Annotated in this window: 24 protein-coding genes; 19 read left to right on the top strand and 5 right to left on the bottom strand. The window is 57.1% G+C overall.

From position 1 onward, the window contains the following. The first annotated feature begins 190 nt into the window (after window positions 1-190). The 7 genes from pilM (at window position 191) to aroB (ending at window position 7,291) form a co-directional block, all read left to right on the top strand. Window positions 191-1,243, top strand: a complete 1,053-nt coding sequence (pilM, locus tag VSS37_RS20035) for a type IV pilus assembly protein PilM (protein WP_324698099.1) — start codon at window positions 191-193, stop codon at window positions 1,241-1,243. Further along, complete coding sequence (locus tag VSS37_RS20030) at window positions 1,243-1,866, top strand: PilN domain-containing protein (RefSeq protein ID WP_324698097.1); 624 nt, start codon at window positions 1,243-1,245, stop codon at window positions 1,864-1,866. Before pilM ends, VSS37_RS20030 begins: the two co-directional genes overlap by 1 nt. Before the next feature lie 9 nt (window positions 1,867-1,875). After that, entirely contained in the window at window positions 1,876-2,550 is a 675-nt protein-coding gene (locus tag VSS37_RS20025) for a type IV pilus inner membrane component PilO (protein WP_324698095.1), read from the top strand. A gap of 77 nt (window positions 2,551-2,627) precedes the next feature. After that, window positions 2,628-3,098 (top strand): pilus assembly protein PilP, encoded by a 471-nt coding sequence (locus VSS37_RS20020; RefSeq protein WP_324698094.1) that lies wholly within the window; start codon window positions 2,628-2,630, stop codon window positions 3,096-3,098. A gap of 145 nt (window positions 3,099-3,243) precedes the next feature. After that, window positions 3,244-5,643 (top strand): type IV pilus secretin PilQ, encoded by a 2,400-nt coding sequence (locus VSS37_RS20015; protein ID WP_324698093.1) that lies wholly within the window; start codon window positions 3,244-3,246, stop codon window positions 5,641-5,643. 42 nt (window positions 5,644-5,685) lie between these two features. Continuing rightward, window positions 5,686-6,234, top strand: a complete 549-nt coding sequence (gene aroK, locus VSS37_RS20010) for a shikimate kinase AroK (protein ID WP_324698091.1) — start codon at window positions 5,686-5,688, stop codon at window positions 6,232-6,234. After that, window positions 6,215-7,291, top strand: coding sequence for a 3-dehydroquinate synthase (gene aroB, locus VSS37_RS20005; protein ID WP_324698089.1), 1,077 nt, complete (start codon window positions 6,215-6,217; stop codon window positions 7,289-7,291). The genes aroK and aroB overlap by 20 nt, the downstream gene beginning before the upstream one ends. Before the next feature lie 59 nt (window positions 7,292-7,350). Here aroB and VSS37_RS20000 read toward each other — a convergent pair whose 3' ends face one another. The 4 genes from VSS37_RS20000 to VSS37_RS19985 form a co-directional block, all read right to left on the bottom strand. Then, the gene (locus VSS37_RS20000; protein ID WP_324698088.1) at window positions 7,351-7,782 is read right to left on the bottom strand and encodes an ATP-binding protein; all 432 of its coding nucleotides are present in this window, start codon (window positions 7,780-7,782) and stop codon (window positions 7,351-7,353) included. Beyond that, window positions 7,782-8,972 carry a nucleotidyltransferase family protein gene (locus VSS37_RS19995; protein WP_324698086.1) on the bottom strand — a complete coding sequence of 397 codons (1,191 nt, stop codon included), beginning with the start codon at window positions 8,970-8,972 and terminating at the stop codon, window positions 7,782-7,784. Before VSS37_RS19995 ends, VSS37_RS20000 begins: the two co-directional genes overlap by 1 nt. 35 nt (window positions 8,973-9,007) lie before the next feature. Continuing rightward, window positions 9,008-9,346 (bottom strand): STAS domain-containing protein, encoded by a 339-nt coding sequence (locus VSS37_RS19990; RefSeq protein ID WP_324698084.1) that lies wholly within the window; start codon window positions 9,344-9,346, stop codon window positions 9,008-9,010. A gap of 77 nt (window positions 9,347-9,423) precedes the next feature. Continuing rightward, window positions 9,424-10,626 carry a PP2C family protein-serine/threonine phosphatase gene (locus VSS37_RS19985; protein ID WP_324698082.1) on the bottom strand — a complete coding sequence of 401 codons (1,203 nt, stop codon included), beginning with the start codon at window positions 10,624-10,626 and terminating at the stop codon, window positions 9,424-9,426. A gap of 156 nt (window positions 10,627-10,782) precedes the next feature. Here VSS37_RS19985 and VSS37_RS19980 point away from each other — a divergent pair, with 156 nt between their 5' ends. The 5 genes from VSS37_RS19980 to VSS37_RS19960 are packed head-to-tail and all read left to right on the top strand — an operon-like array spanning window position 10,783 to window position 14,811. Further along, a complete protein-coding gene (locus VSS37_RS19980; RefSeq protein WP_324698080.1) occupies window positions 10,783-11,139 on the top strand; it encodes an Hpt domain-containing protein in 357 nt (118 codons plus the stop codon). Between the two features lie 42 nt (window positions 11,140-11,181). Beyond that, window positions 11,182-11,733, top strand: a complete 552-nt coding sequence (locus VSS37_RS19975) for a heme NO-binding domain-containing protein (protein ID WP_324698078.1) — start codon at window positions 11,182-11,184, stop codon at window positions 11,731-11,733. After that, window positions 11,730-13,481, top strand: coding sequence for a response regulator (locus VSS37_RS19970; RefSeq protein WP_324698076.1), 1,752 nt, complete (start codon window positions 11,730-11,732; stop codon window positions 13,479-13,481). Before VSS37_RS19975 ends, VSS37_RS19970 begins: the two co-directional genes overlap by 4 nt. 32 nt (window positions 13,482-13,513) lie before the next feature. Next, a complete protein-coding gene (locus VSS37_RS19965; protein ID WP_324698074.1) occupies window positions 13,514-13,657 on the top strand; it encodes a hypothetical protein in 144 nt (47 codons plus the stop codon). Then, the gene (locus VSS37_RS19960) at window positions 13,657-14,811 is read left to right on the top strand and encodes a deoxyguanosinetriphosphate triphosphohydrolase (protein WP_324698072.1); all 1,155 of its coding nucleotides are present in this window, start codon (window positions 13,657-13,659) and stop codon (window positions 14,809-14,811) included. Before VSS37_RS19965 ends, VSS37_RS19960 begins: the two co-directional genes overlap by 1 nt. Window positions 14,812-14,825: 14 nt before the next feature. Here VSS37_RS19960 and VSS37_RS19955 read toward each other — a convergent pair whose 3' ends face one another. Further along, window positions 14,826-16,100 (bottom strand): YihY/virulence factor BrkB family protein, encoded by a 1,275-nt coding sequence (locus VSS37_RS19955; RefSeq protein ID WP_324698070.1) that lies wholly within the window; start codon window positions 16,098-16,100, stop codon window positions 14,826-14,828. 107 nt (window positions 16,101-16,207) lie between these two features. Here VSS37_RS19955 and VSS37_RS19950 point away from each other — a divergent pair, with 107 nt between their 5' ends. The 7 genes from VSS37_RS19950 to urtD all read left to right on the top strand — a co-directional run bounded on the left by VSS37_RS19950 (window position 16,208) and on the right by urtD (window position 23,668). Next, entirely contained in the window at window positions 16,208-17,389 is a 1,182-nt protein-coding gene (locus tag VSS37_RS19950; RefSeq protein ID WP_324698069.1) for a cache domain-containing protein, read from the top strand. Next, window positions 17,386-17,931 (top strand): hypothetical protein, encoded by a 546-nt coding sequence (locus VSS37_RS19945; protein ID WP_324698067.1) that lies wholly within the window; start codon window positions 17,386-17,388, stop codon window positions 17,929-17,931. Before VSS37_RS19950 ends, VSS37_RS19945 begins: the two co-directional genes overlap by 4 nt. A gap of 13 nt (window positions 17,932-17,944) precedes the next feature. Beyond that, a complete protein-coding gene (locus VSS37_RS19940) occupies window positions 17,945-18,463 on the top strand; it encodes a hypothetical protein (protein ID WP_324698065.1) in 519 nt (172 codons plus the stop codon). Between the two features lie 208 nt (window positions 18,464-18,671). Then, window positions 18,672-19,982: an urea ABC transporter substrate-binding protein gene (urtA, locus tag VSS37_RS19935; RefSeq protein WP_324698064.1), complete on the top strand. Its 1,311-nt coding sequence runs from the start codon at window positions 18,672-18,674 to the stop codon at window positions 19,980-19,982. A gap of 111 nt (window positions 19,983-20,093) precedes the next feature. Continuing rightward, entirely contained in the window at window positions 20,094-21,764 is a 1,671-nt protein-coding gene (gene urtB / locus VSS37_RS19930) for an urea ABC transporter permease subunit UrtB (protein ID WP_324698062.1), read from the top strand. A gap of 3 nt (window positions 21,765-21,767) precedes the next feature. Beyond that, the gene (gene urtC / locus VSS37_RS19925) at window positions 21,768-22,880 is read left to right on the top strand and encodes an urea ABC transporter permease subunit UrtC (protein ID WP_324698060.1); all 1,113 of its coding nucleotides are present in this window, start codon (window positions 21,768-21,770) and stop codon (window positions 22,878-22,880) included. After that, complete coding sequence (urtD, locus tag VSS37_RS19920) at window positions 22,877-23,668, top strand: urea ABC transporter ATP-binding protein UrtD (RefSeq protein ID WP_324698058.1); 792 nt, start codon at window positions 22,877-22,879, stop codon at window positions 23,666-23,668. The genes urtC and urtD overlap by 4 nt, the downstream gene beginning before the upstream one ends. The last annotated feature ends 22 nt before the right edge of the window (window positions 23,669-23,690 follow it).

Here is a 23,690-nt window from a genome sequence, read left to right as displayed (position 1 = left end):
AAATTTGAAGATGAACCGCATAGCTACATTAACTTTTATTCGTTTACGCACGGCTCCCGTTTATCTGAAAGCACGCCACCCAAGGCAGGCAGAGTAGACTATTTTGACATTCGACGCTACCATGAACCTGCAAATAATTAAAAGACACAACTAACAACGCTTAATAATAACAATAACCTCGGGACTACCTGTGTTTTCATTTTATCCACGAAAAGAAAGCCTGCTTGGCCTGGACATCAGTTCTTCCGCCATCAAACTGGTTGAAATGACCCGCAAAGGACGCGACTACCGAATCGAAAGTTACGCAGTTGCCCCCCTACCGGAAGGCGTCGCCAATGAAAAGGACATTGTTGAGCCGGAACCCGTTGGCGAGGCTATCCGCCGCGCCCTGCGCGACAGCCGCTCCCGTATTAAGCGTTGCTCCTTGGCGATTCCGACATCCATGGCGATCAGCAAAATCATTCCCATGCCGGCCACCATCCCACCCTCTGAACTGGAAGCGCAGATGTCGATGGAGGCCGAGCAGCACATCCCTTACCCGATGAACGAAGTCAATTACGACTTCGAGATTCTGGGGCCATCCGCCAACTCGCCGGAAACGGTTGATGTCCTGCTGGCCGCCACCCGCTCGGAAAACGTGGAAGTCCGGGTCGCCGCAGCTGAGATGGCCGGTCTAAGTGTTGAAATCGTCGACACTGAAACGCACGCCCTTGAAAAAGTCCTGCGGCACCTGACCAATGAGTTGGAACAACACGATTCACTGGCTATCGTCGATTTCGGTGCCACCATGACAGGCATCAGCGTATTTGAGCAAAGTCGGTTGACCTTTTCCCGTGAGCAAACATTTGGCGGGCGCCAACTGACGGAAGAAATCATGCACCGTTATGGCCTGACTTGGCAGGAGGCTGGGTTGGCGAAAAAAGAAGGCAACCTGCCGGAAAACTATGTCTCCGAAGTGCTGGAGCCATTCAAGGACAACATGGTGCGCCAACTGCACCGTTTCTTGCAGTTTTATTACGCCTCCAGCCAGAAAGACAGCGTAGCGCAGATCCTGATCTGTGGTGGCTGCGCGCGCATTCCGGGCATTGATGAACAAATCCAGTCTGCCATCGGCATTCCCGTCCGGGTCATCAACCCCTTCACGCGGGTCGCCCTCGGCTCACGGGTAAGCCCGGTCAGGTTCACCAACGACATGCAAGCCCTGCTCATTGCCGCTGGCCTCTCTTTGCGGGGGCTTGAGTAATGGCTGGCCTCAACCTGCTTCCCTGGCGGGAGAAAGCGCGTGAAGAAAAGAAAAAGCAATTCTTCACATTGGTGGGCATCAGCGCTGCATTGGCGGCTGTGGGCGTATTCGCCGCACACCTGTTAATGCAAAACTCCATGGATTACCAAAATGAACGCAACCAGTTGCTAACCAATGAAATTACCCAACTGGACAAGCAGATCAAGGAAATTGACGAGCTGGACAAGACCCGCCAAGCCTTGCTGGATCGGATGCAAATCATTGAAGACCTGCAAAGCACCCGCCCAGCGATTGTCCACCTTTTCGACGAAATGGTGAACGCCCTTCCCAAAGGCATGTACCTGCTGCACCTGAAACAGGATGGCACCACAGTGCAACTGGAGGGCAAGGCGGAATCCTACGCCAGGGTTTCCAGCTATATGAACCGGCTCGATGCCTCCTCCTGGCTGAGTTCATCCAACCTGAATATTATTTCGACCGACGACAAGGCCAAACAGAAAGATGATGACATCCTGCTGCGGGACTTCAAACTGGATGTAAAGCAGCTATTGCGTCAGGGCCAGGAAGAAGAAGCCAAAGACGTCACCAGCAACAAAGCGGGCAAGCCCGCCAATACAAAGTAGGGGGCCGTTATGAATCTTCAGGAACTCAACAACCTGGTTGACGACCCTGGCAGTGTTTCCTGGTCAATCAAATCCATTGCCATAGCCTTCATCATGGGCGTGATCCTGTTTCTTGGCTATCAGTTGGTCATCACCAAAGAGATGGATGAGCTGAATGGCCTGGAGCAAAAGGAACAAGAGTTACGCACAGATTTTGAAACCAAACAAAAACGTGCCAGCCAATTGCCACAATACACGGCCCAATTGGAAGAAATGCAACGTTCTTTCGGCATGTTGTTACGCCAGTTGCCCAGCGACACCGAGATTCCCGGGCTGATCCTGGACATTTCGGAAAAGGGGATCTCCAATGGGCTAGAGCTGGAGTTGTTTGAGCCACAAGCCGAAGTGCACATGGATTTCTACGCAGAAAAGCCCATCAAAATTATTGCCAAAGGCTCCTATAGGGAACTGGCCACCTTTGTTAGCGACATTTCCGGTCTGCCACGAATTGTCACCATTAACAATATCGACCTAAAACCGGAAGAAAAAGGCGAGCGCTTACGTATGGAGGCCATCCTAAAAACCTTCCGTTATCTGCAAGATGGCGACAATGGCGATACCCCAGCGTCTCCCAATGACAAAGTGGCAAACAAACTCGGCCACGCAAAACCTGCCGCCACCAACAATGGGGGCAATAAAGGATGAGAAGCACCCTATCAACACGGATTAAGTTATCCGTGAGCATTGCCTTGGCAGCATCACTGGCTGCCTGTAGCAGGGACGTGAGCGACCTGAACCAATATGTGCAAATGGTAAAAGCAAAACCGCCTGCACCAATTGAGCCGATCCCGGAAATCAAGCCTTATGTACGTTTTATTTATCCAGGGCATGAACTGGATCCTTTTGACTCCAAAATCCTGGCTCCTGCAAAGGCGCCAGACCCGGAAAGCTCCGTAAAGCCAGACCCCAACCGGGTGCCAGAATTTCTGGAAAGCTTTCCATTGGATGGTTTGCGTATGGTTGGCACCATCAACCAAAATGGAGCGTTATGGGCGCTTATCCGCATTCCTGACGGAACGGTGTACCGAGCCAAAACGGGTAATTACCTGGGGAAAAACAACGGCAAAATTATTACCGTAGAAGAAACTCGGGTTACGTTGAAAGAAATTGTCGAAAATGGTCTTGGCGGTTATAAGGAGCGTGACAACAGCATCGCGCTCTCAGATCCGAAAAACAAAGATACCAAGAATTAGTATTCAATAAATAACAATAATGACTTGTGTCGCGATTCAGTTAAGGATTGGCAACCAAATGAAAACAATAAGACGAAGCGTTGCTTTGGCAATCATGATGGCCTGCATTCCAGCGAGCGCCCTTGTTCTCGCGGCAGACAAACAATTGCAAAACATTACTGCCCAAGCGGTAGGCAACAACAAAACCGAGGTTCAATTGCAGTTCAACTCGCCAGTCGACCTGCCTAAGGGCTTTGTTTTGAATAATCCATCCCGCCTCATCTTCGACTTTCCCGCAACGGAAATCGGGCCCAACAGCCGCAGCACAGTCGTCAATGTAGGCCAAGTCCAAAGTGTTGACGCCGCCAACAACAAAGGCAAAGCACGCGTGGTCATACACCTGAACAATCCAGTGGAACACACGGTGGAGTCCCGCGGCAGTTCAGTCATCATACGCTTTGACAATGGGGGCGGGAGTGGGAGTGCGCCGCAAGTCCAACGCAGCAGCAAAGCGATGGAAGCCAACCTGCCAGCGACTGAAAAAACCTATTTCACCATACCCACCCAACAACCGGCGTCTGTGCCTGAAAGCAAACCACCAGCCCAAAAAGCTGAAAAAACGGCAGCCAACACCCAAAACCAGCCACTATGGGAACAGAAACAGGCCACGGCCAGCCCTGCCCTGCCATTACCAGAATTGCCAGTGCCTAATGCCCTGCCAGCAGACTACTCTTGGTATGCTCCGCCTAGCGCAGTCACTCAGCCACCTGTGGCGGTGCTGCCTCCAGCCATTGACACAATGGCCATGACCAATCCAGCGCCGCCTCCCATGGTGATAAGCAGTCCAGACCCCGTCAGCCAGCCAACGGCCATAGCGCCAGTCAGCGCCTCGCCAACCTTGCAAGGCGTAGATTTTCGCCGTGAACCGGACGGTGGAGGCCGGGTAATTATTAGTTTGCCCTCAGCCAATACCCAGGTTAAGGATGACAAACGCGGCAACACGGTCACCCTCACCGTTGCCGACGTTGATGCGCCTGCCAATTTGCAGAAACGCATGGATGTCACGGATTTCGGCACCCCAGTCAGCGACATCAACGTGTCACAACGCAACACCAGTGCCCGGGTGCAGATTACCGCCCATGAAGGGTTTGATTACCGCAGCAACCGCAATGGCAGTGAATATACGGTCTACATCGACAAGCTCAAAACTTCCCCGGAAGAGAAACTGGCGGTGGAGCAAAAGAAAAAGTCCTTTACTGGCGAAAAGCTGTCGCTCAACTTCCAGGACATTGAAGTCCGCGCCGTCCTGCAATTGCTGGCGGATTTCACCAACAAAAATATTGTGGTCAGCGATTCGGTGACAGGCAACATCACCGTGCGCCTGAAAGATGTCCCGTGGGATCAGGCGCTGGATATTGTGCTCCAATCCAAAAACCTGGCCATGCGTGAAAACGGCAATGTCATCTGGGTGGCACCAGCAACCGAGCTTGCCGCCAAGGAACAACAGGAACTGGAGTCCATCAAGGCCAAACAGGAGCTGGAGCCGCTGGTGACGGAGTACATTCCGGTCAATTTCGCCAAAGCTGTCGACTTGGCGGGCTTGATCGAAAAATCCAAGGGTGAAGACAAACAATCCCTGCTCTCCCCGCGCGGCAAGGTTTCCGTGGACGAACGCACCAACACCCTGCTGGTGCAGGACACCGCCAGCCAGGTCAGGGCTATCCGTGACTTGGTCAAAGCGCTGGACGTTCCGGTCGAGCAAGTGCTGATCGAATCCCGTATCGTCATCGCCAATGATGATTTCAGCAAGGAACTGGGCGCACGTTTCGGCGTCACCCCCATGTGGGCCAACAGTGACAGCATCGGAATCGGCACTGGCCATTTGGGCGACAGCACCACAACCTACCTAAACACTGCTAATGCAGCCCTGGTTGACGCAGCCAAAAACGGCGGCACTACCGACAAAACCATTACACTGCCGGGATTAAGCGACCGCCTGAGCGTCAACCTGCCGGTCACTGGCTCCATCGGCAGCTATGGGTTCTCAATCCTCAGCCCGGACTTCTTGGTCGACCTGGAATTGTCTGCCCTGCAAACGGAAAGCAAGGGTGAGATCATCTCCACTCCGCGCGTGATCACCTCCAACCAGACCAAGGCGCTGATTGAACAGGGTGTGGAAATCCCCTATCTGCAAGCGTCTTCCAGCGGTGCCACCAACGTTGCGTTCAAGAAAGCCGTCCTGAGCCTGGAGGTCACGCCGCAAATCACGCCGGATGAACATATCTCGATGGACCTGAAAGTCAACCAGGACACTGTCGGCACCATTTTCAGCGGCGTGCCCAGCATCAACACCCGCGAAATCCAGACCAAAGTGCTGGTCCAAAATGGCCAGACGGTTGTGCTCGGTGGTGTGCATGAGGAAGAAAACCACAAAAACGGCAGCAAGGTGCCGGTGCTGGGCGATGTGCCAGTGCTCGGCAGGCTGTTCCGCAGCGATACAAAAAGCAACACCAAGCGTGAATTGCTGATCTTCGTAACGCCGAAGATTGTGGACAGCAAATCCTGATAAGCGCTTGATTCCCGCGCCCGGTGCTGGCATAAATCCGGGATGCAACACAACATCATTCTGGTGGGTCTGATGGGCGCGGGAAAATCCACCATAGGACGACATCTCGCACGCAAACTGGGCCTGACGTTCTACGATTCCGACAAGGTGATCGAAGAGCGTACAGGCGTCAGTATCCCCACCATTTTTGCGATTGAAGGCGAGCAAGGCTTCCGCGACCGCGAAGAACAAGTCATCGCGGAATTGTGCTCCATGTGCGGCATCCTGTTGGCTACCGGCGGCGGCGGCGTCTTACGCGACGCCAACCGCGCCCACCTCAAAGCCGGGGGTTGCGTCATCTACCTGCGGGCGACGGCGGAACAGCTCTTCCAACGCATCAAACATGATAAGAACCGCCCCCTGATGCAAACGGCCCATCCCCTGCAAACACTGCGTGACCTGCTGAAAGCCCGTGAGCCGCTGTACTTGGAAGTGGCCGATCTGGTCGTGCCCACCGGCAAACAGAAAGTGAACGTCATCCTGCGCGACATCCACAACAAACTGAAACAATTACAGGAACAGGAAAATGCCCATGCAAACGCTCCATCTTGACCTTGGCGACCGGAGTTACCCGATCCACATCGGCCAAGGCCTGTTGCAACAGGCCGACCTGATCAGGCCTGGCATCCGGGGCAAAAGCGTTGCGGTTGTCTCCAACACCACGGTGGCCCCACTGTATCTGCGGCCTGTGGAAGCCCTGCTGGATGGCCTGAAACAATCCGCCGTCATCCTGCCGGATGGCGAGGAATACAAAAACCTCGACACCCTCAACCGGATTTACACCCACCTGCTGGAACAAAAAGCTGACCGTAAAACCACCCTGGTCGCCTTGGGCGGTGGCGTGGTGGGCGACATGTGCGGTTACGCCGCCGCCAGTTACCAGCGTGGCGTCAATTTCATCCAGATTCCAACCACTTTGCTGGCGATGGTGGATTCTTCCGTCGGCGGCAAGACCGGCGTCAACCATCCGCTGGGCAAGAATATGATCGGCGCATTCCACCAGCCCCAATGCGTGTTGATCGACACTGACACGCTCAATACGCTGGCAGACCGTGAACTTAGCGCCGGGATCGCCGAAGTGGTGAAATACGGCCTAATCCGCGACCCCGTCTTCCTGCAATGGCTGGACGCCAATATGGACAAACTGCTGGCGCGTGACCCGGAGGCATTGACCTACGCCATTTACCGTTCCTGTGAACACAAGGCGGAAATCGTGGCGGCGGATGAACGCGAATCTGGCCAGCGCGCCTTGCTGAACCTTGGGCATACGTTCGGCCATGCGATTGAAGCGGCGATGGGGTATGGCAACTGGCTACACGGCGAAGCGGTCGCCACCGGCATGGTGATGGCGGCGGAACTCTCGCAACAAATGGGCTGGCTTTCCGCCGAGGAGCTGGCTTACGTGCGTCATATTTTGCAACGTGCCAGACTGCCGGTTGACCCACCGGCGCAGATGTCGGGCGATGATTTCACCCGCTACATGTCGGTCGACAAGAAAGTGTTGGATGGGACTTTGCGGTTAGTGCTGATGAAATCGCTGGGCGAAGCCGTCGTCACCGCTGATTTCGATACAGCGGCGCTCAAGCGGGTGCTGCAACGGGCGCGCTGATGACAAGCCAAACGTCAGTTTTGCTTGTCATCCACGTTTTCAGCATTCAAACATGCCTGTCAGGCCAGTTGCTTGCTGACATACAAGTGGTTGCCCTGGGCGTCCCGGATATAATGGGTGGAATCCGCCAACGCTTGGATTAGCCCCATCCCCCAGCCGCCTTCCGGTAGCCCTTCCGGATCCGGCATCCCGTTGAACCCGGCATGTAACTCCTCAGGCATGGCGTGGCCGTGATCAGAAATGACCAGGTGCATTTGCTGCGGGCTATATTCCACCCGCACATGCACATCATTGCCTCCCTGCAACTGGTAAGCGTGCTCGATAACGTTGTTGACGGCTTCCACCAGAATCAGCTCAAGTTGCCCGAGCTTGTCTTCCGACAGCGCCAGTTCCTGGCCGATGCCACGCAAGGCACCGGAGAGGATGCGCACCTGCTCCAGACGGCTGTCGATGGAAAGACGAATATGGTATTCCCGGTAATCCGCATCCATCAGGCCACCTCCTTTTCCTGCGCAATCGTCTCGTGGAAACTGAGCATATTGCTGAACAGCATCATGTCATGCAGGTCACCTGGATTCAGCATCCGGCGCATATCGTCAACCAGCCAGCGAATCTGGGCTTCACCGACATTCATCACGCCGCCATCCGGGGAAATGCAATCGCCACCGAAAATCAGCTTTTTGTCCAGCGAAGCCATGCCGCTAATGCGGGTATAGTCGCCAATCAGGCACTCGGTGACTTCCGCGCCGTTTTCCACCACACAGTTTGCACCAATCATGCAGGGGCCTGTAATCTTCGCCCCCGCCTCAATTTTGCTGCTGCCGCCAATATAAACCGGGGGCGTCATCGTCACCTGTTTCCAGTCGATGCTGACGTTGATGCCTGTCCAGATACCCGGTTTCACCTGTTTGCCCGGCATCTGGAAGCCATGGATTTTTCCTTGCAACGCCATCCGGGTCGCCGCCCACACGCCGGAAACGGAGCCGATGTCGAACCACTGGAAATCCATCGGCAAGCCGTAAAACTCTTCACCCGCCGCCACCAATGCCGGGAACAGTTGCCCACCAATGTCGTATTCCACACCGGACGGGATATACTCAAAAATGTCCGGCTCGAAGATATAAATCCCCGTATTGATCAGGTTGGAAACCGCTTCCGCCGGATTGGGCTTTTCCTGAAACTTCACGATGCGCTGGTTCTCTTCCAGCTTCACCACGCCGTACTTGTAGACCTCCTCACGCGGTGCCTCCTGCAAAATGATGGAGGCGAGGCCGCCTTTCTCCCGATGCCGCCGCAACGCCTCACCAATGTCAAGGTCAATCCATGCATCGCCGCACAAAACGATAAAGGTTTCATCGAAAAAGCCGGAAAACTCCTGAATCCGCTTCATGCCCCCCGCCGAACCCAGCGCTTTGCCTTCCAGCCCTTCATCCGTCATGCAGCCTTCGTAGGAATAGGCGATTTCCACGCCCAACTGGGAGCCATCCCGGAAATAGTTTTCGATCACGGATGAGAGATGGCTGGTATTGACCACAATCTCGTTGGCACCATGGGAACGCAACAGTTCAATGATGGATTCCATCACCGGCTTGCGCAGGATGGGAATCATGGGCTTTGGCACCTCATCGGTGATGGGGCGCACCCGCGTCCCTTTTCCTGCGGCCAGAATCATCGCTTTCATGGATCAGTCACCCTCGCTATTATTTTACTCAAAAATTAGGCTGCAACAGTTCCCAGCACACTTCCCACATCCGGAACCATGCGGAACACCCGATCCATACGGGTCAATTTGAACAAGTCGGCAACAATCCCTTTGGCACCCGCAATCATCAGGTCGCCACGATTGCCCACCATTTTCAACAGGCTGACCAGGACGCCAAGGCTGCTGCTATCCATAAACTGCACGCTGCTGATGTCCAGCACCAGCCGGTTGGCGCCGCCTGCCAGCAATTGGGCGATGCAGTTCTTGAATTCAGGCGCGACAGCGGCGTCCATACGGGATTCTTCAATGGTGACGATGGTGAATTCACCTTCAGTGCGAGTAGAGTGCTTCATTATTGTTCTCCTCTTGATTAATGTTGTTGTAATTTATTGATTCAAGAATTAACTATATCCATAAAAAATATATTTGACTAGCCGCAAAAATCTATGACCAACAAGGAAATGTCATCCGGCTTGCCAACGCCAGCTTTAGTCAAGCCCAGCTTATCCCCCAGATGGGACATGACCTGGCTGGCTGGGTATTCCATCAGATCCTGCAAATGCTCTTGCAAGTCGGCCTCAGTGAACGGCTCTCCGGAAGGTTTTTGCAATTCCAGCAGCCCATCGGAATACATGATGAAACGGCTGCCGGGCGGAAATGGCTTCTGGATGGTTTCATACTCCATATCCGGCAACAGGCCTATCGGAAAGCCGGTGCATTCGATTTTTTCCAACGCCCCCGTCGCCGGATTGAGCAGGAATGGCTGCGGATGACCGGCTTGGGCAAAATACAAACGCTCTTCCGCCGTATCCACCAAGCCCACGATCAGGGTCAAATAATGATCCCCAGTATCCAGCATGTGGTTAAGGTGATAATTCAGGCGTTCAGCCAGCCGGGTAGGAAATTCATTGGCGTTTTCCTGGGTGAGTTCCTCTATACAGCACAGCTCGCCCGTAGAGCTCAACAGGGTTTGTAGGCACATGGACAGCAACGCGGACGAAATGCCATGGCCGGAAACATCAATCGAGTAGAAAAACAGCAGGTCATCATTCACCGGAAAATAATTGAAGGTGTCACCCCCAATGTATTGGGCAGGCTGAAAATACCAATCCACGCACAAACGCCCAAACAGTTTCTGGCGGGGCAGCACCCCGGTCTGCAAAATGGCGGCGCGCTCCAGGTCATTTTGAATAACGGCCTGGGCTTGTGAAAGGGAACGGTTGACGGTTTCGAGACGGTGGTTTTTCTCTTCCAGCGTGTGCTCCAAATCCAGGACACGTTCGGCGGCACGCAAACGCACTTCCAGCTCCTCCCGGACAATCGGTTTGGTGGCGAAATCATCCGCACCTGCATCCATCCCTTGGATCAGGCTTTGCTTGCCGGACATGCCGGTGAGCAGGATGACATAGACGTAATAAGGCAGGTTGGCGGCGCGGATGGTGCGGCACAGGGTTGGGCCGTCCATCACCGGCATTACCCAGTCACTGATGACGACCTGGAAATTATGTTGTTGGATGAGGTGCCATGCCTGCTGGCCATCGTCAGCCAGCATGACCTGGTGTCCCATCAAGGTCAGGGTTCGACGCAGGATCAGTTGCATGTCCCGGGCGTCATCTACGACAAGAATGTTCATGGGGAAAACTGTTTTTATAAGGTTATTAACACTCGCCTGTAACCATGCTACCATCAGCAAAAAGAATGTCTAGATAGATTTATATTATAAAAAACATTTCCGGCAGGCGGCATACCGTCTTGCCTACTAATCATATAGCGATAACGGGTCACCAATATGACAACAATGACAGCTTCCCCCGTCGATGAAGAAACCTATACCCAATTACTGGAAATCATGGCTGATGAATTCACCGAACTGGTGGATTGCTTCCGCGCGGATGCCGACCAAGTGCTGCCCTTGCTTCAGCAGCATATCGAGGACGCTGACAGTGTCGCGGTAGGTGTCATCTGCCACAAGCTCAAATCCAGCAGCAAGCTGGTCGGTGCCTTTGAAATGGCCGAGTTCGCCCGTCTGCTGGAGGCCTACAAGGACAACCAGAACCAGCAACTGGCCAGAACCCATCTGCAACAACTGCGTCATGAGTATGCCCGCGTCCAACAATGGCTGGATGCCCATGCTGTCGCCTGCTGATACAGCCTCCCGCCCAGAACAACAATAACGGAGGGCATCCTGATGAAAGGCCTGGTGTTCACGGAATTCCTGGAAATGGTGGAAAGCAGCTTTTCCGCCGAGATGGCCGATGACATTATCGACGGGTCAGAACTGGCCTCAGGTGGGGTTTACACCGCCGTAGGAACCTATCCCCATGCGGAAATGGTGGCGCTGGTGCAAACACTTTCCCGCAAAACCGGCATACCGACGCCTGCCTTGGTCAAAACCTTCGGGCGATACCTGTTTGGGCGGTTCGTCAAGCTATATCCGCTGTTTTTTGACAATGCGCCGGATGCGTTTGATTTTCTGGAATCCATTGAAGACCACGTCCATACCGAAGTGCGCAAGCTCTACCCTGACGCCGAACTGCCCACCTTTGAAACCACCCGGGAAGGCAGGCGCAAACTCACCATGACCTACCGTTCCCGGCACCCGTTTGCAGATTTGGCGGAAGGCTTGATCGAAGGCTGCCTGGAGCACTATCAGGTCAAGGCGCACCTGGAGGCAATCGAATACCCGGCAAGCCACGGCACGCATGTTGAATTCCACATCACCCGGATGGATCAAGCATGAGCGACGAAATTATCCGCTTGCAACGCCGTCTGGACCGGGCAAAAAAAGCCCGTAAACAAGCGGAGCAATTGCTGGAAAACAAAAGCCTGGCCTTGTATCAAAGCAACCAGGAACTGCGCGCGCTGGCGGATTCACTGGAGTTGCGCATGGAGGAGCGCACCCGCGAACTGGTGGATGCGCGTGACCAGGCGCTGGCGGCCAGCCGTTCCAAAAGCGCCTTCCTGGCCGCCATGAGCCATGAAATCCGCACCCCCATGAACGGCGTCATCGGCATGGCGACCCTATTGCAGGACACCGGGCTGGATGGCCACCAGAGCAAGCTGCTGGAAACCCTCTTGCAATCGGCGCAGGCCCTGTTGGGCATCATTAACGATATTCTGGACATTTCCCGGCTGGAAGCAGGCAAACTGGAGCTGGTGGACGAACCCTTCAACCTGCGGGACACCCTGCCCAGCATCCTGGAAACCATGGGAATCATCGCCACCCAGAAAAATCTGGCCTTGTTTTCCATTGTTGACCGGGATGTGACGGATTTGCTGCAAGGGGATGCGCTACGGCTGCGCCAGGTGCTCATGAACCTGCTGGGCAATGCCATCAAGTTCACCGAAACCGGGCAGATCATTTTGCGGATATACCCTGTACACGAAAAACCCAACCTCCTGCGGTTTGAGGTGGAAGATTCCGGCGTTGGCGTCTCCGCAGAAAAGCAATCCAAACTATTCCGGGCCTTCAGCCAGATCAGCCGTTACGACCAACATAATGGCGGCGGCACCGGGCTGGGCCTGGCGATCAGCCGCAAGCTCGTTGAACTGATGGGCGGGGAAATCGGCGTGGACAGTTGCCCAGGGCACGGCAGCACCTTCTGGTTTGAAATACCAGCCAGGACAAACTCTAACCAACGGTTGCACAGCCCCTTGCCGCATACCCGCTGCTTGACGCTGATCCACCCGCCATTGCACGCCAGCCTTGTCAGCGAACAACTTGAACACATTGGCGCAACCGTCAACATCGCCAACAGCATCGGGCACGCCAATACCCTGCTGGCCACCCACAAGTTTGATTGGCTTATTTGCGATTACACCAGCTTCCCGGACGAGCAGCGTGCGCAACTGAACGGGCAACTGACCCAATTGCGGCAGTTGCCCTACCCCATCAAAGCCTGCAACCTCACCTTGCAGAACAATGGTTGCAGCCACTGTATCCTCAACACCCTCAGCCCGGCTTGCCATTGCCTGCAAAAACCTGTCACCCAAAACAAGCTGTTGGAATTGCTGGACACCGACAAGCCTTCGGCCCAAGCAAATCCGCCATCAGCCAAAACGGCCCCTATCCATGCAGCACCCCGCCATGACGCCGCTGGGCAGGAAACGCCCAGCCCGCACATCTTGGTTGTGGAAGACCATAAAGTGAACCAGATGGTGGCGAAAGGGATGCTGACAAAATTGGGCTACCAGGTCACGCTGGCGGAAAATGGTTTTCAGGCGCTGGAATGCCTGCAAGAAGCAGCGTTTGCCCTGATACTGATGGATATCCAAATGCCTGGCATGAGCGGCGTGGAAACCACCAAACGGATTCGGACAGAACATTTGGCGCAAGATGTCCCCATCATTGCCCTGACCGCCAACGCCATGAAAGGCGATGAACTGGAATATCTGGCGGCGGGCATGAACGCCTGCCTGACCAAGCCCATCCAGATGAACACCCTGGCGGCCACCTTGCAGGAATGGTGCCCAGCGGCGACGGCATAGCGGCTGCCCATAAGCATCAGGGGGTTGCGCCCATGAATATTTTCCTGGGTTCCAAAACCGATGAAGCCGCGTTAAAGTGGCGGCATATGGACGGCTCCAACGTTAACCTGATCAAGGACTTAACCCGTATGTTCAGCAATCTGCCGACAACCTGCCGGATGCGCGGGGCAATGTGATGATACGTTTTACCGCCACCTACGCCGCCGACCCGGAACACAGCCAGGGGCGTCGCCATCCGGAGCCTGCGCCGCAATACCGCAGCGAGTTCCAGCGCGACCGCGACCGCATCATCCACTCCAAGGCGTTCCGGCGGCTGGAATACAAAACCCAGGTGTTCGTCAACCACGAAGGCGATTTGTACCGCACCCGCCTGACCCATTCGCTGGAAGTGGCGCAGATCGCCCGCTCGGTCGCCTGTAGCATGGGCCTGAATGAAGACCTCACCGAAGCGATTGCGCTTTCCCACGACCTCGGCCATACCCCGTTCGGCCATGCTGGGCAGGATGAGCTTAATGACTGCATGAAAGCGTTCGGCGGGTTTGAGCACAATATCCAGTCATTGCGCGTGGTCGATTGGCTGGAAGACAGCTACGCCGATTTCCCCGGCATCAACCTGACATTTGAAACCCGCGAAGGCATCCTCAAGCATTGCGCCGTCAAGCATGCGCGGCAACTGGGTGATGTGGGCGCGCGTTTCCTCAACAAAACCCAACCGTCGCTGGAGGCGCAGCTGACCAATCTGGCGGATGAAATCGCCTACAACAACCACGACATTGAAGATGGCTTGCGCTCCGGCCTGATCACGCTGGCGCAATTGCAGGAAGTGCCGGTATTCGCACGGGAATACCAGCAGGTGGCGCAACAACACCCCGGCTTGCAGGGGCGGCGGCTGATCCGCGAGGTATTGCGGCGCATGATCGGCAGGATGGTCATCGACCTGATCGAAAGCAGCCAGGCGGCGATCCAGGCTTCCGGCGTCCAGACACTGGCGGATGTGCGCAACCAACCGCTGACCCTGATGCGCTATGGCGACGACATGCGCAGCCAGAAAAATGTGCTGAAGAAATTTCTGCGCGAAAACCTGTATTTCCACCCCACCGTCTACCGCATGGCCTGGCGGGCGCGCAAAGTGGTGCGGGCGCTGTTTGATGCCTACATGCAGGACGTGCGCCTGCTGACGCCCAAATTCCAAGCGTTCGCCCGCCAGTACGAAACCGATGAGGGCGATGCCGGGCGGGCGCGGGCGATAGCCGATTTTATCGCCGGTATGACTGACCGCTACGCCATGCGCGAATACGGCCAGTTGTTTGATTTGTCCGGGCTGCGTTAACGCTGCCGCTTGCGTCAGGTTTTGCTGCTAGCCCCCAGATGCTTTTCCAACAGGGCCTGCACCGTCCAATGCGGGTTCAGGGCGACTTCCTCCAACCACTGGCCATCCAAGCCGGTCTGTCGCTGGATGTCGCGGGCCTGCTGTTGCTGTTCAGCTGTCCCCTGCCAGAAATGCTGGCGAATATCGGCCACCGTCAGGGTGGTCGGTGAAACCTGCAACAGATAATGCGGCGGCTCATTGTCATCACGGCAGAGGACACCGTAACTGATCAGGTCTTGCAAGGAATCTTCCAACAGGAAACGCGAAACCGGAATGACCTTACGCAGCTCATCCAGCGTTGGCGGTGCCCGCTTGTCCAGGAAACGCTGGCCGATCTCGCGCAGGATCGACACTGCCAGCAATTCGCGGGCCTGCACACTGGTTTCCTCCGGCTGCTGGTTCAGCCGCACTGCATCGGGGTACTGGAAGTAATACGCCAGCCGCGCCCCCGTCAACACAATCACCCAGCCCACATACAGCCACAGCATGAACAGGAACAGGCTGGCGAAAATGGAGTAAATCGCCGTCTGTTGCCCGAAACTGACCACGAATGACGCAAACAGCCACCCCGCCACTTGCCAAACCACGCCCGCAACCAAGGCACCACCCAATGCCGCCCGTGGCTGCACCCGCGTATTCGGCATGAACAGGTACAGAAACGTGAAAGCCAGCACCACCAGGACAACGGGCAACAGTTTCAGCAGCATCGCCAGCAGCGAACCAAACGGCTCAACCTGGGTGATGGCCTGCACCAACGCAATGTCTTGCAGCGATGTCCACACCCCCAGCGCCGAAAACATCAGCACTGGCCCGACCATCACCACGCTCAGGTAATCGCGGAACTGGGCGGCCAGCGAGCGTGGCCGCTTCACCCGCCAGATGTGGTTGAAGGCGTTTTCAATCTTCTGCATCAGCGAAACGACGGTGTAGAGCAGGATGGCCAGCCCGGTCACACCCAGCACCCCCACCCGGATATTGTCGACGAAGCCGAGGATCTGTTGGGTGAACTCCCCCGCCTTCGCCCCCAGCGGCGCCAACAGGCTGAACAGGATTGGCTCCATCTGGTTATGGACGCCAAACCCTTTCAGCACGGAAAAGCTCAATGCCAATAACGGTGCCAGCGACAGCAGCGTGGTGTAGACCAGGCTCATGGCGCGCAGGGTGATTTCGCCGCGCAATATGTCGTGGAGCAAGGCGTTGGGCAGCGCCCGGAGAAAAGGCGAATATTTGTGGAAGAAATCCTGGGTCATGGTGCCGCGTGCTATTCAGGGGTTAGGGATAGTGGATTCAGGCAAGTCTAGGGATACAACAGGTACAATACAAACCCTCAGTCTTGCCAAAGGTCATGCACGTCACTGTGAGAAACCAAATCATCCCTTGCCCGGAAGTCATGAACTCGGTGGTCAGCACCCTCAAGAAAATCCTGACCTTCATTTTCACCCTCCTGTTGCTGGCGGCGGTGGTGACCGCCATTGTCAGCGCCTACCAGCGCACCACCAACTCCGCGCTGGAACTGTCCCGGAAACTGATGCTGGGCATCGGCGACATTATCATCCAGCGCACCGACGACATTTTTGCGGCGGCGGAAACCCAGTTGGAAACCAACGTCATCATCGCCACCTCATCGGTCGCCGCGCCCAACAGCATCCTGCATTACCAGGATGACTGGCTGAAACTGTTCTGGCGGGAATTGCAGTTGCACGATTACATCAGCTCCATTTTCCTGGCCGACACGCAAGGCAATATGCTGCAAGCGCGCAAACTTCCCCAGCCCTCCACCCGGGTGATACAGCACCAGGACAACGACAACGGCACCCTGGAATATGCCACCTTCCGCGCCCCGGATTACTCGCCACTGGCCCACACCGACCAGGTGAACGGCTACGACCCCCGCACCCGCCCGTGGTACCCGCAACAGCAGGCGGGCAACGCGCCCCAATTCACGCCGCTGTACCGCTTCGAAAGCACCGGCAAGCTGGGCATCACCGTTTCCCGCGCCTATTTCGACACTGCCAGCCACCTGCAGGGCGTCTTCGGCGCTGACATCAGCCTCGATGGGTTGTCGGATTTTCTCAACAAGCAAACCTTTGGCCGCCGCGACATGGCGCTCATCATTAATGACAACAACGAGCTGGTCGCTTACCCTACGCGCCTGAAACTGACCAACACCGCCAAGCAATCCATCCGGCAGACCGGCGCCTTGGCGACCATGGACATGCTCAGTGACGACCATGCCTGGGTGGCCAAAGCCTGGAAACTGTACCAACAGGCGCAACCGGCCAGACGCCCCTATAGCGACGAAACCGGCGACAACACCATCTGGTTCAGCCACGACGGCTTTGGCTACGCCGCCGTCATCTTGCGCTTCAGGGAAAGCTTCGGCGCGGATTGGAGCCTGCTGCTGGTGGCGCCGGAAGAGGATCTGCTGGGCGGGGTCAAACGCTCATTGCAGGAAAACATGACCATGACCGCCACCATCGTGCTCCTGTTCCTGTTTATCCTGTACCTTTTGTTTGGACGCAAACGGGAGTTCAAGTGACGCCAACACCGGAAACCACGCTGGAGCAGACCCTGCTCAAGCTGCAAAACATTATCACCATGCAGCAGGAACGCCAGCAGGAAGCCATCAAACGCATCAACCTGCTGTACCGCATCACCTTCATCGCCATTGCGGTGCTGATTTTGCTGATGTCGGTCATGGTGACCATCCTTTCCAGCTTCCTGCCGCAACTGGGCAACACCATCAACCAGATGAACCAGTATTTCAGCAGCATCACCACCGACATGGAAACCATGCGCGGCAATGTGGACGCGCTGCGCCAGCATGTCAGCGCCCTGCCCGCCATCACCAAAAACATTGACGACATGCGCAGCAACACCCGCCTCATGGGGGCGGACGTACAGCAAATGGGCCAGCACATCACCCGCATCAACCAGAATATGTCCCCCCTGACCTACAACATCAACGACATGACCCAATCCTTCTATTACATGGACCAAAACGTCTACCAGATGCGCCGCGACGTGCGCAAGCTGTCCCAACCCATGCGCATGTTCAACACCATGAACCCTTTCTGGTAAGCGGGTGAAAACCATGGAACCCGACAAACTGAACAAGATCCTGGCCTCCGTACAGGAGCTGGAGAAACGGGTGGTGCAAGGCGGCCTGACGATTGCGCAGGAGCGCGCCAAGGCCAACGCCGTGATCCGCGTGGTGCTGGTGTTGCTGGCCTGCCTGGCGTTGCTCAACTTGCACTTCATGCACGTCATGACCCAGGAATTCCGCACCATGATCAAGGACATGGTTTCCATGCATGAATATTTCGGGCGGGTCGCCGAACGCATGCATGACATGACCGGCTATGTCGCCAACATGGAGGAGGACATCAAGCTGATGCCGGTCATCAACGAGCAGATGACGGGCATGAACAGGGATGTCAGCGGCATGCAGGCCAGTCTTGCGGGCATGACCGCCAACGTCACCGCGATGGACCAGCATGTCGGCAGCATCAACCAGGGAGTCGGCAGCATGGCGCAACATTTCCGCACCCTGAACACCAATGTCGGCAACATCCAGCAAAACGTCAATCAGATGTCGGCTGTGGGGCCGTAACACTTAAGCCGAGGCACGCCGACAGCCAACGCTCCGGGAAATATGCGCCAGCGTGATGCGGCGAACCAAGCGCACGCCCTGACCGTGGTGCATGCCGCCCAGTCAATGCCCCCTTGGCGAAAGGTTTCCCGCCTGTTCATGGCGCATTCACGTTGGCACAATTCCTGCTGGACAATAATCCGCATCCCTTACATTCAGGAGTCGCTACATGTCCCTCAACACATTTCTGAAACGCACCCTGCTGACGGTCGGCGCAGCCATGGCACTGGGGCTTTCCACCCTGGCGGCGGCGGACGGCACCATCAAGGTGGGCGTGCTGCATTCCCTATCCGGCACCATGGCGATCAGCGAAACCACGCTGAAAGACACCATGCTGATGCTGGTCGACGAGCAGAACAAGAAAGGCGGCCTGCTGGGCAAGAAGCTGGAGGCCGTGGTGGTCGACCCGGCATCCGACTGGCCGCTGTTCGCCGAGAAAGCGCGTGAACTGCTGGCAAAGGACAAGGTGGCGGCGGTTTTCGGCTGCTGGACTTCCGTCTCGCGCAAATCCGTCCTACCGGTATTTGAGGAGCTGAACGGCCTGCTGTTCTACCCGGTGCAATATGAAGGGGAAGAATCCTCCAAAAACGTGTTCTACACCGGCGCGGCACCCAACCAGCAGGCGATTCCGGCAGTGGATTACCTGATGAACGACCTGGGCGTGAAACGCTGGGTGCTGGCTGGCACCGACTATGTGTACCCGCGCACCACCAACAAGATTCTGGAAGCCTACCTGAAAGCCAAAGGGGTCGATGAAAAAGACATCATGATCAACTACACCCCGTTCGGCCATTCCGACTGGCAGTCCATCGTCGCCGACATCAAGAAATTTGGCTCCGAAGGCAAGAAAACGGCGGTGGTCTCCACCATCAACGGCGACGCCAACGTGCCGTTCTACAAGGAGCTGGGCAACCAAGGCATTTCGGCGGAAGACATTCCGGTCGTGGCCTTCTCCGTGGGTGAGGAAGAGCTTTCCGGCATCGACACCAAGCCGCTGGTCGGCCATCTGGCGGCCTGGAACTACTTCATGAGCGTCGACACGCCCGCCAACAAAGCCTTCATCAAACAGTGGCATGCATTCATCAAGGACGACAAGCGCGTCACCAATGACCCGATGGAAGCGCACATGATCGGCTTCAACCTGTGGGTCAAGGCGGTGGAAAAAGCCGGTACGACCGACCCCGACAAAGTGGCGGAAGCCATCATCGGCCTGGACACACCCAACCTGACCGGCGGCACCGCCAAAATGCTGCCCAACCACCACATCACCAAGCCGGTGCTGATTGGCGAAATCCAGGAAGACGGCCAATTTGATGTGGTCTGGAAAACCGACAAAGAAGTTCCCGGCGACGCATGGTCTGACTACCTGCCTTCCTCAAAGGTCATTGAAGCCGACTGGACTGGCGAGAAAACAGGCGGTAAACCGTGCGGTAACTACAATACCGAAACCAAAAAGTGTTCCGGCCAGAACTACAAGTGATCAGAAAATGATTAACCTCTGACCTTCCAAGCACTGCTGGGCGTCCCGCCCGGTCGCCGGGAACGGCGGGCGGACGCCCTGTTCTCCCCTCACCCCAACGGACGGTTCATTATGGCGTTGAAGACCACCACAGGATTCGCCGCATTCCTGGCCGCCCTGCTGCTGATGGCGGCAGCCGCCAGCCAAGCTGATCCGGCCAGCCAGCCCCCCGCCGCCGCGCCGCCGGATGCGCCAGCCGCCAGCAGTGGCGCGCAACCCGCCGCCCTGCCCCCGCTGCAACAAGCCGCGCTCTGGCTGCAAGACCCCTCTTTCCAGCAAAAGGCCAATGCCATCGAGCTGCTGGCCAACAGCAACGAGGCGCACGCGCAACGCTGGCTGGAAGCCCTGCTCAACGGCAAGCTGTACGCCGACAAGCAGGACAACCGCATCGCCTTGCTGGATGGCAGCCAGCTCACCGACGCCATCACCGGCAATGCAGTCGACAGCGCCGACCAAGGCAATTTCAGCAAGATCACCATCAACAACAGCATGCGCAAACAGCTGCGCGCAGGCATCGCCCGGTTAAGCTTGGCCAGCCCGGACGACAGCGTGCGCCTGCAAGCGGTCAATGCGATGCTTGACGCCATTGACCCGGACAGCGCCGCCTTGCTGCAAACCCTGGCAGCCAAGGAAACCAACCCGGCCATCCACGAAGCCATGCAGCTCGGGGTTGCCATGTCCGCGCTGAACAACGGTTCGGCGGAAGGGCAACTGGCGGCGATCGCAACCGTTTCCGGCAGCCTGCACCCGAAAGTGCGCAACCGCTTGGCCAACCTGGCCAGCCATGCAAACCCGCAGATTGCGGCGGCGGCCAAACACGCACTGCAAAGCATCGATGAGCGCATTGCCCTGTACGGTTACGCCGAAACCCTGTTTTTCGGCCTCAGCCTCGGCTCGGTGCTGGTGCTGGCGGCGATCGGGCTGGCCATCACCTTCGGCGTCATGGGCGTGATCAATATGGCGCACGGCGAGCTGATCATGCTGGGGGCGTACACCACTTGGCTGGTGCAGCAACTGATGCCGAATTTCATTGATTATTCACTGTTTATTGCCATTCCCGCCGCGTTCATAGTCTCCGGCGCGGCAGGGATTTTTATTGAACGCAGCGTGATCCGCCACCTGTACGGCAGGCCGCTGGAAACCTTGCTGGCCACCTTCGGCGTCAGCCTGATCCTGCAACAACTGGTGCGCACGGTGATTTCGCCGCAGAACGTGCCGGTTTCCAACCCGGCCTGGATGTCGGGCACGCTGGACATCAACGCCGTGCTGTCGCTGACGCTCAACCGCCTGTACATCATCCTGTTCTGCCTGCTGGTGTTCGCCGCACTGTTCATGATTTTGCGCAAGACCCACCTGGGCTTGCAGGTGCGCGCCGTGTCGCAGAACCGGGCGATGGCGCGGGCAATGGGGGTGCGTTCGGCGCGGGTGGATGCGCTGACCTTCGGCCTGGGTTCCGGCATTGCGGGCGTGGCGGGCGTGGCCCTCAGCCAACTGACCAATGTCGGGCCGAACTTGGGGCAGTCCTACATCATCGACTCCTTCATGGTGGTGGTGTTCGGCGGGGTCGGCAACCTGTGGGGGACACTGCTGGCCGGGCTGTCGCTGGGCGTCATCAACAAGGTGCTGGAGCCGTGGGCAGGCGCGGTGCTGGCCAAGATCCTGGTGCTGGTGTTCATTATCCTGTTCATCCAGAAACGGCCACGCGGCTTGTTCCCGCAAAAAGGCCGGGCGGCGGGGGATTAGGCCATGTTGATTGCACGTATCCTGCAAGGCGACCGAGGCGGGCAAATCATGCTGGCGCTGCTGGCACTGATGATAGTGCTGGTGCCGGTGCTGAACCTGCTGGTGCCGGAAGGCAGTTTCCTGCACCTGCCCACTTACTTGGTCACGCTGATGGGCAAATACCTGACCTATGCATTGCTGGCGGTGGCGGTGGATCTGGCCTGGGGGTATCTGGGAATCCTCAGCCTCGGCCATGGCGCGTTCTTTGCACTCGGCGGCTATGCGATGGGCATGTACCTGATGCGCCAGATCGGCGACCGGGGCGTGTACGGCAACCCGGAACTGCCGGATTTCATGGTGTTCCTCAACTGGAAAGAGCTGCCGTGGTTCTGGCATGGCTTCGACCTGTTCTGGTTCGCCGTGCTGATGGCGGCGCTGGTGCCGGGGCTGTTGGCGTTCGTGTTCGGCTGGCTGGCGTTCCGCTCGCGGGTCACGGGCGTGTACCTGTCGATCATCACCCAGGCGCTGACCTATGCGCTGATGCTGGCGTTTTTCCGCAATGAAATGGGCTTCGGCGGCAACAATGGCCTGACCGACTTCAAGGACATCCTCGGCTTCAGCCTGCAAGCGGACAGCACCCGCATCGCGCTGTTCCTGCTGTCGGGGCTGGCGCTGGCGGGCGGCTACCTGCTGTGCCGTCACATCATCAGCTCCAAACTGGGGCGGGTGGTGGTCGCCATCCGCGATGCGGAAAGCCGCGCGCGCTTCACCGGCTACCGCGTCGAGCACTACAAAGCCTGGGTGTTCACCGTGTCGGCAGTGCTGGCCGGGATCGCGGGCGCGCTGTATGTGCCGCAGGTGGGCATCATCAACCCCGGCGAGTTTTCCCCGCTCAACTCGATTGAGGTGGTGATCTGGGTCGCCATCGGCGGGCGTGCCACGCTGTACGGCGCGGTCATGGGCGCGATCCTGGTCAATTACGCCAAAACCGTGTTCACCGGGCTGATGCCGGATTCGTGGCTGTTCATGCTCGGCGCGCTGTTCGTGCTGGTGACGCTGTACCTGCCACAAGGGTTGGCGGGGCTGGCGCGCCACCTCAGGCGTAGCCGCTGGCTGCACAAGGGGGCGGAAGCATGAGCGAAGGCGCGCACCTGCGGAAACAGGAGGCCGGGCGGCCAGACGCCAGCCACCAAACGATCCTCTACCTGGAAGACCTCAACGTCAGTTTCGACGGCTTCAAGGCCATCAACAACCTGAGCCTGCACATCGACGCCGGGGAATTGCGCTGCATCATCGGCCCCAATGGCGCAGGCAAAACCACCATGATGGACATCATCACCGGCAAGACCCGCCCGGACAGCGGCAAGGCGTTTTTCGGCCAGACCCTCGACCTGTTGCGCATGTCGGAGCCGGAAATCGCCAACGCAGGCATCGGGCGCAAGTTCCAGAAACCCACCGTGTTCGAATCGCATACGGTCGCGGAAAACCTGGAGCTGGCCATGCACGGCGACAAAGGCGTCTGGCACAGCCTGTGGGCGAAGCTCAACGGCGAGCAGCAGGCGCAGATCGACGCAACCCTGCTCACCATCGGCCTGACGGAACATTACCGGCGTCCGGCGGGCGCGCTTTCCCACGGCCAGAAGCAATGGCTGGAAATCGGCATGCTGCTGGTGCAAAAGCCTTACCTGCTGCTGGTGGATGAGCCGGTGGCGGGGATGACCCATCAGGAAATGGGCCGCACCGCCGAACTGCTGACCTCGCTGGCCGGGCAACACGCGGTGGTGGTGGTCGAGCATGACATGGATTTCGTCCGCTCCATCGCCCGCAAGGTGACGGTGCTGCACCAGGGCAGTGTGCTGGCCGAAGGCAGCATGGACGAAGTGCAGGACGACCCGCGCGTGATCGAAGTCTATCTGGGGGAATAACCCCCCATCCCGGAGAATAACC

The sequence above is a fragment of the Candidatus Thiothrix phosphatis genome, from assembly GCF_035668035.1.
Taxonomy (GTDB): domain Bacteria; phylum Pseudomonadota; class Gammaproteobacteria; order Thiotrichales; family Thiotrichaceae; genus Thiothrix; species Thiothrix phosphatis.
The sequence above is the reverse complement of the archived record's forward strand: the minus strand, read 5'-3'. Positions and strand labels throughout refer to the sequence as shown.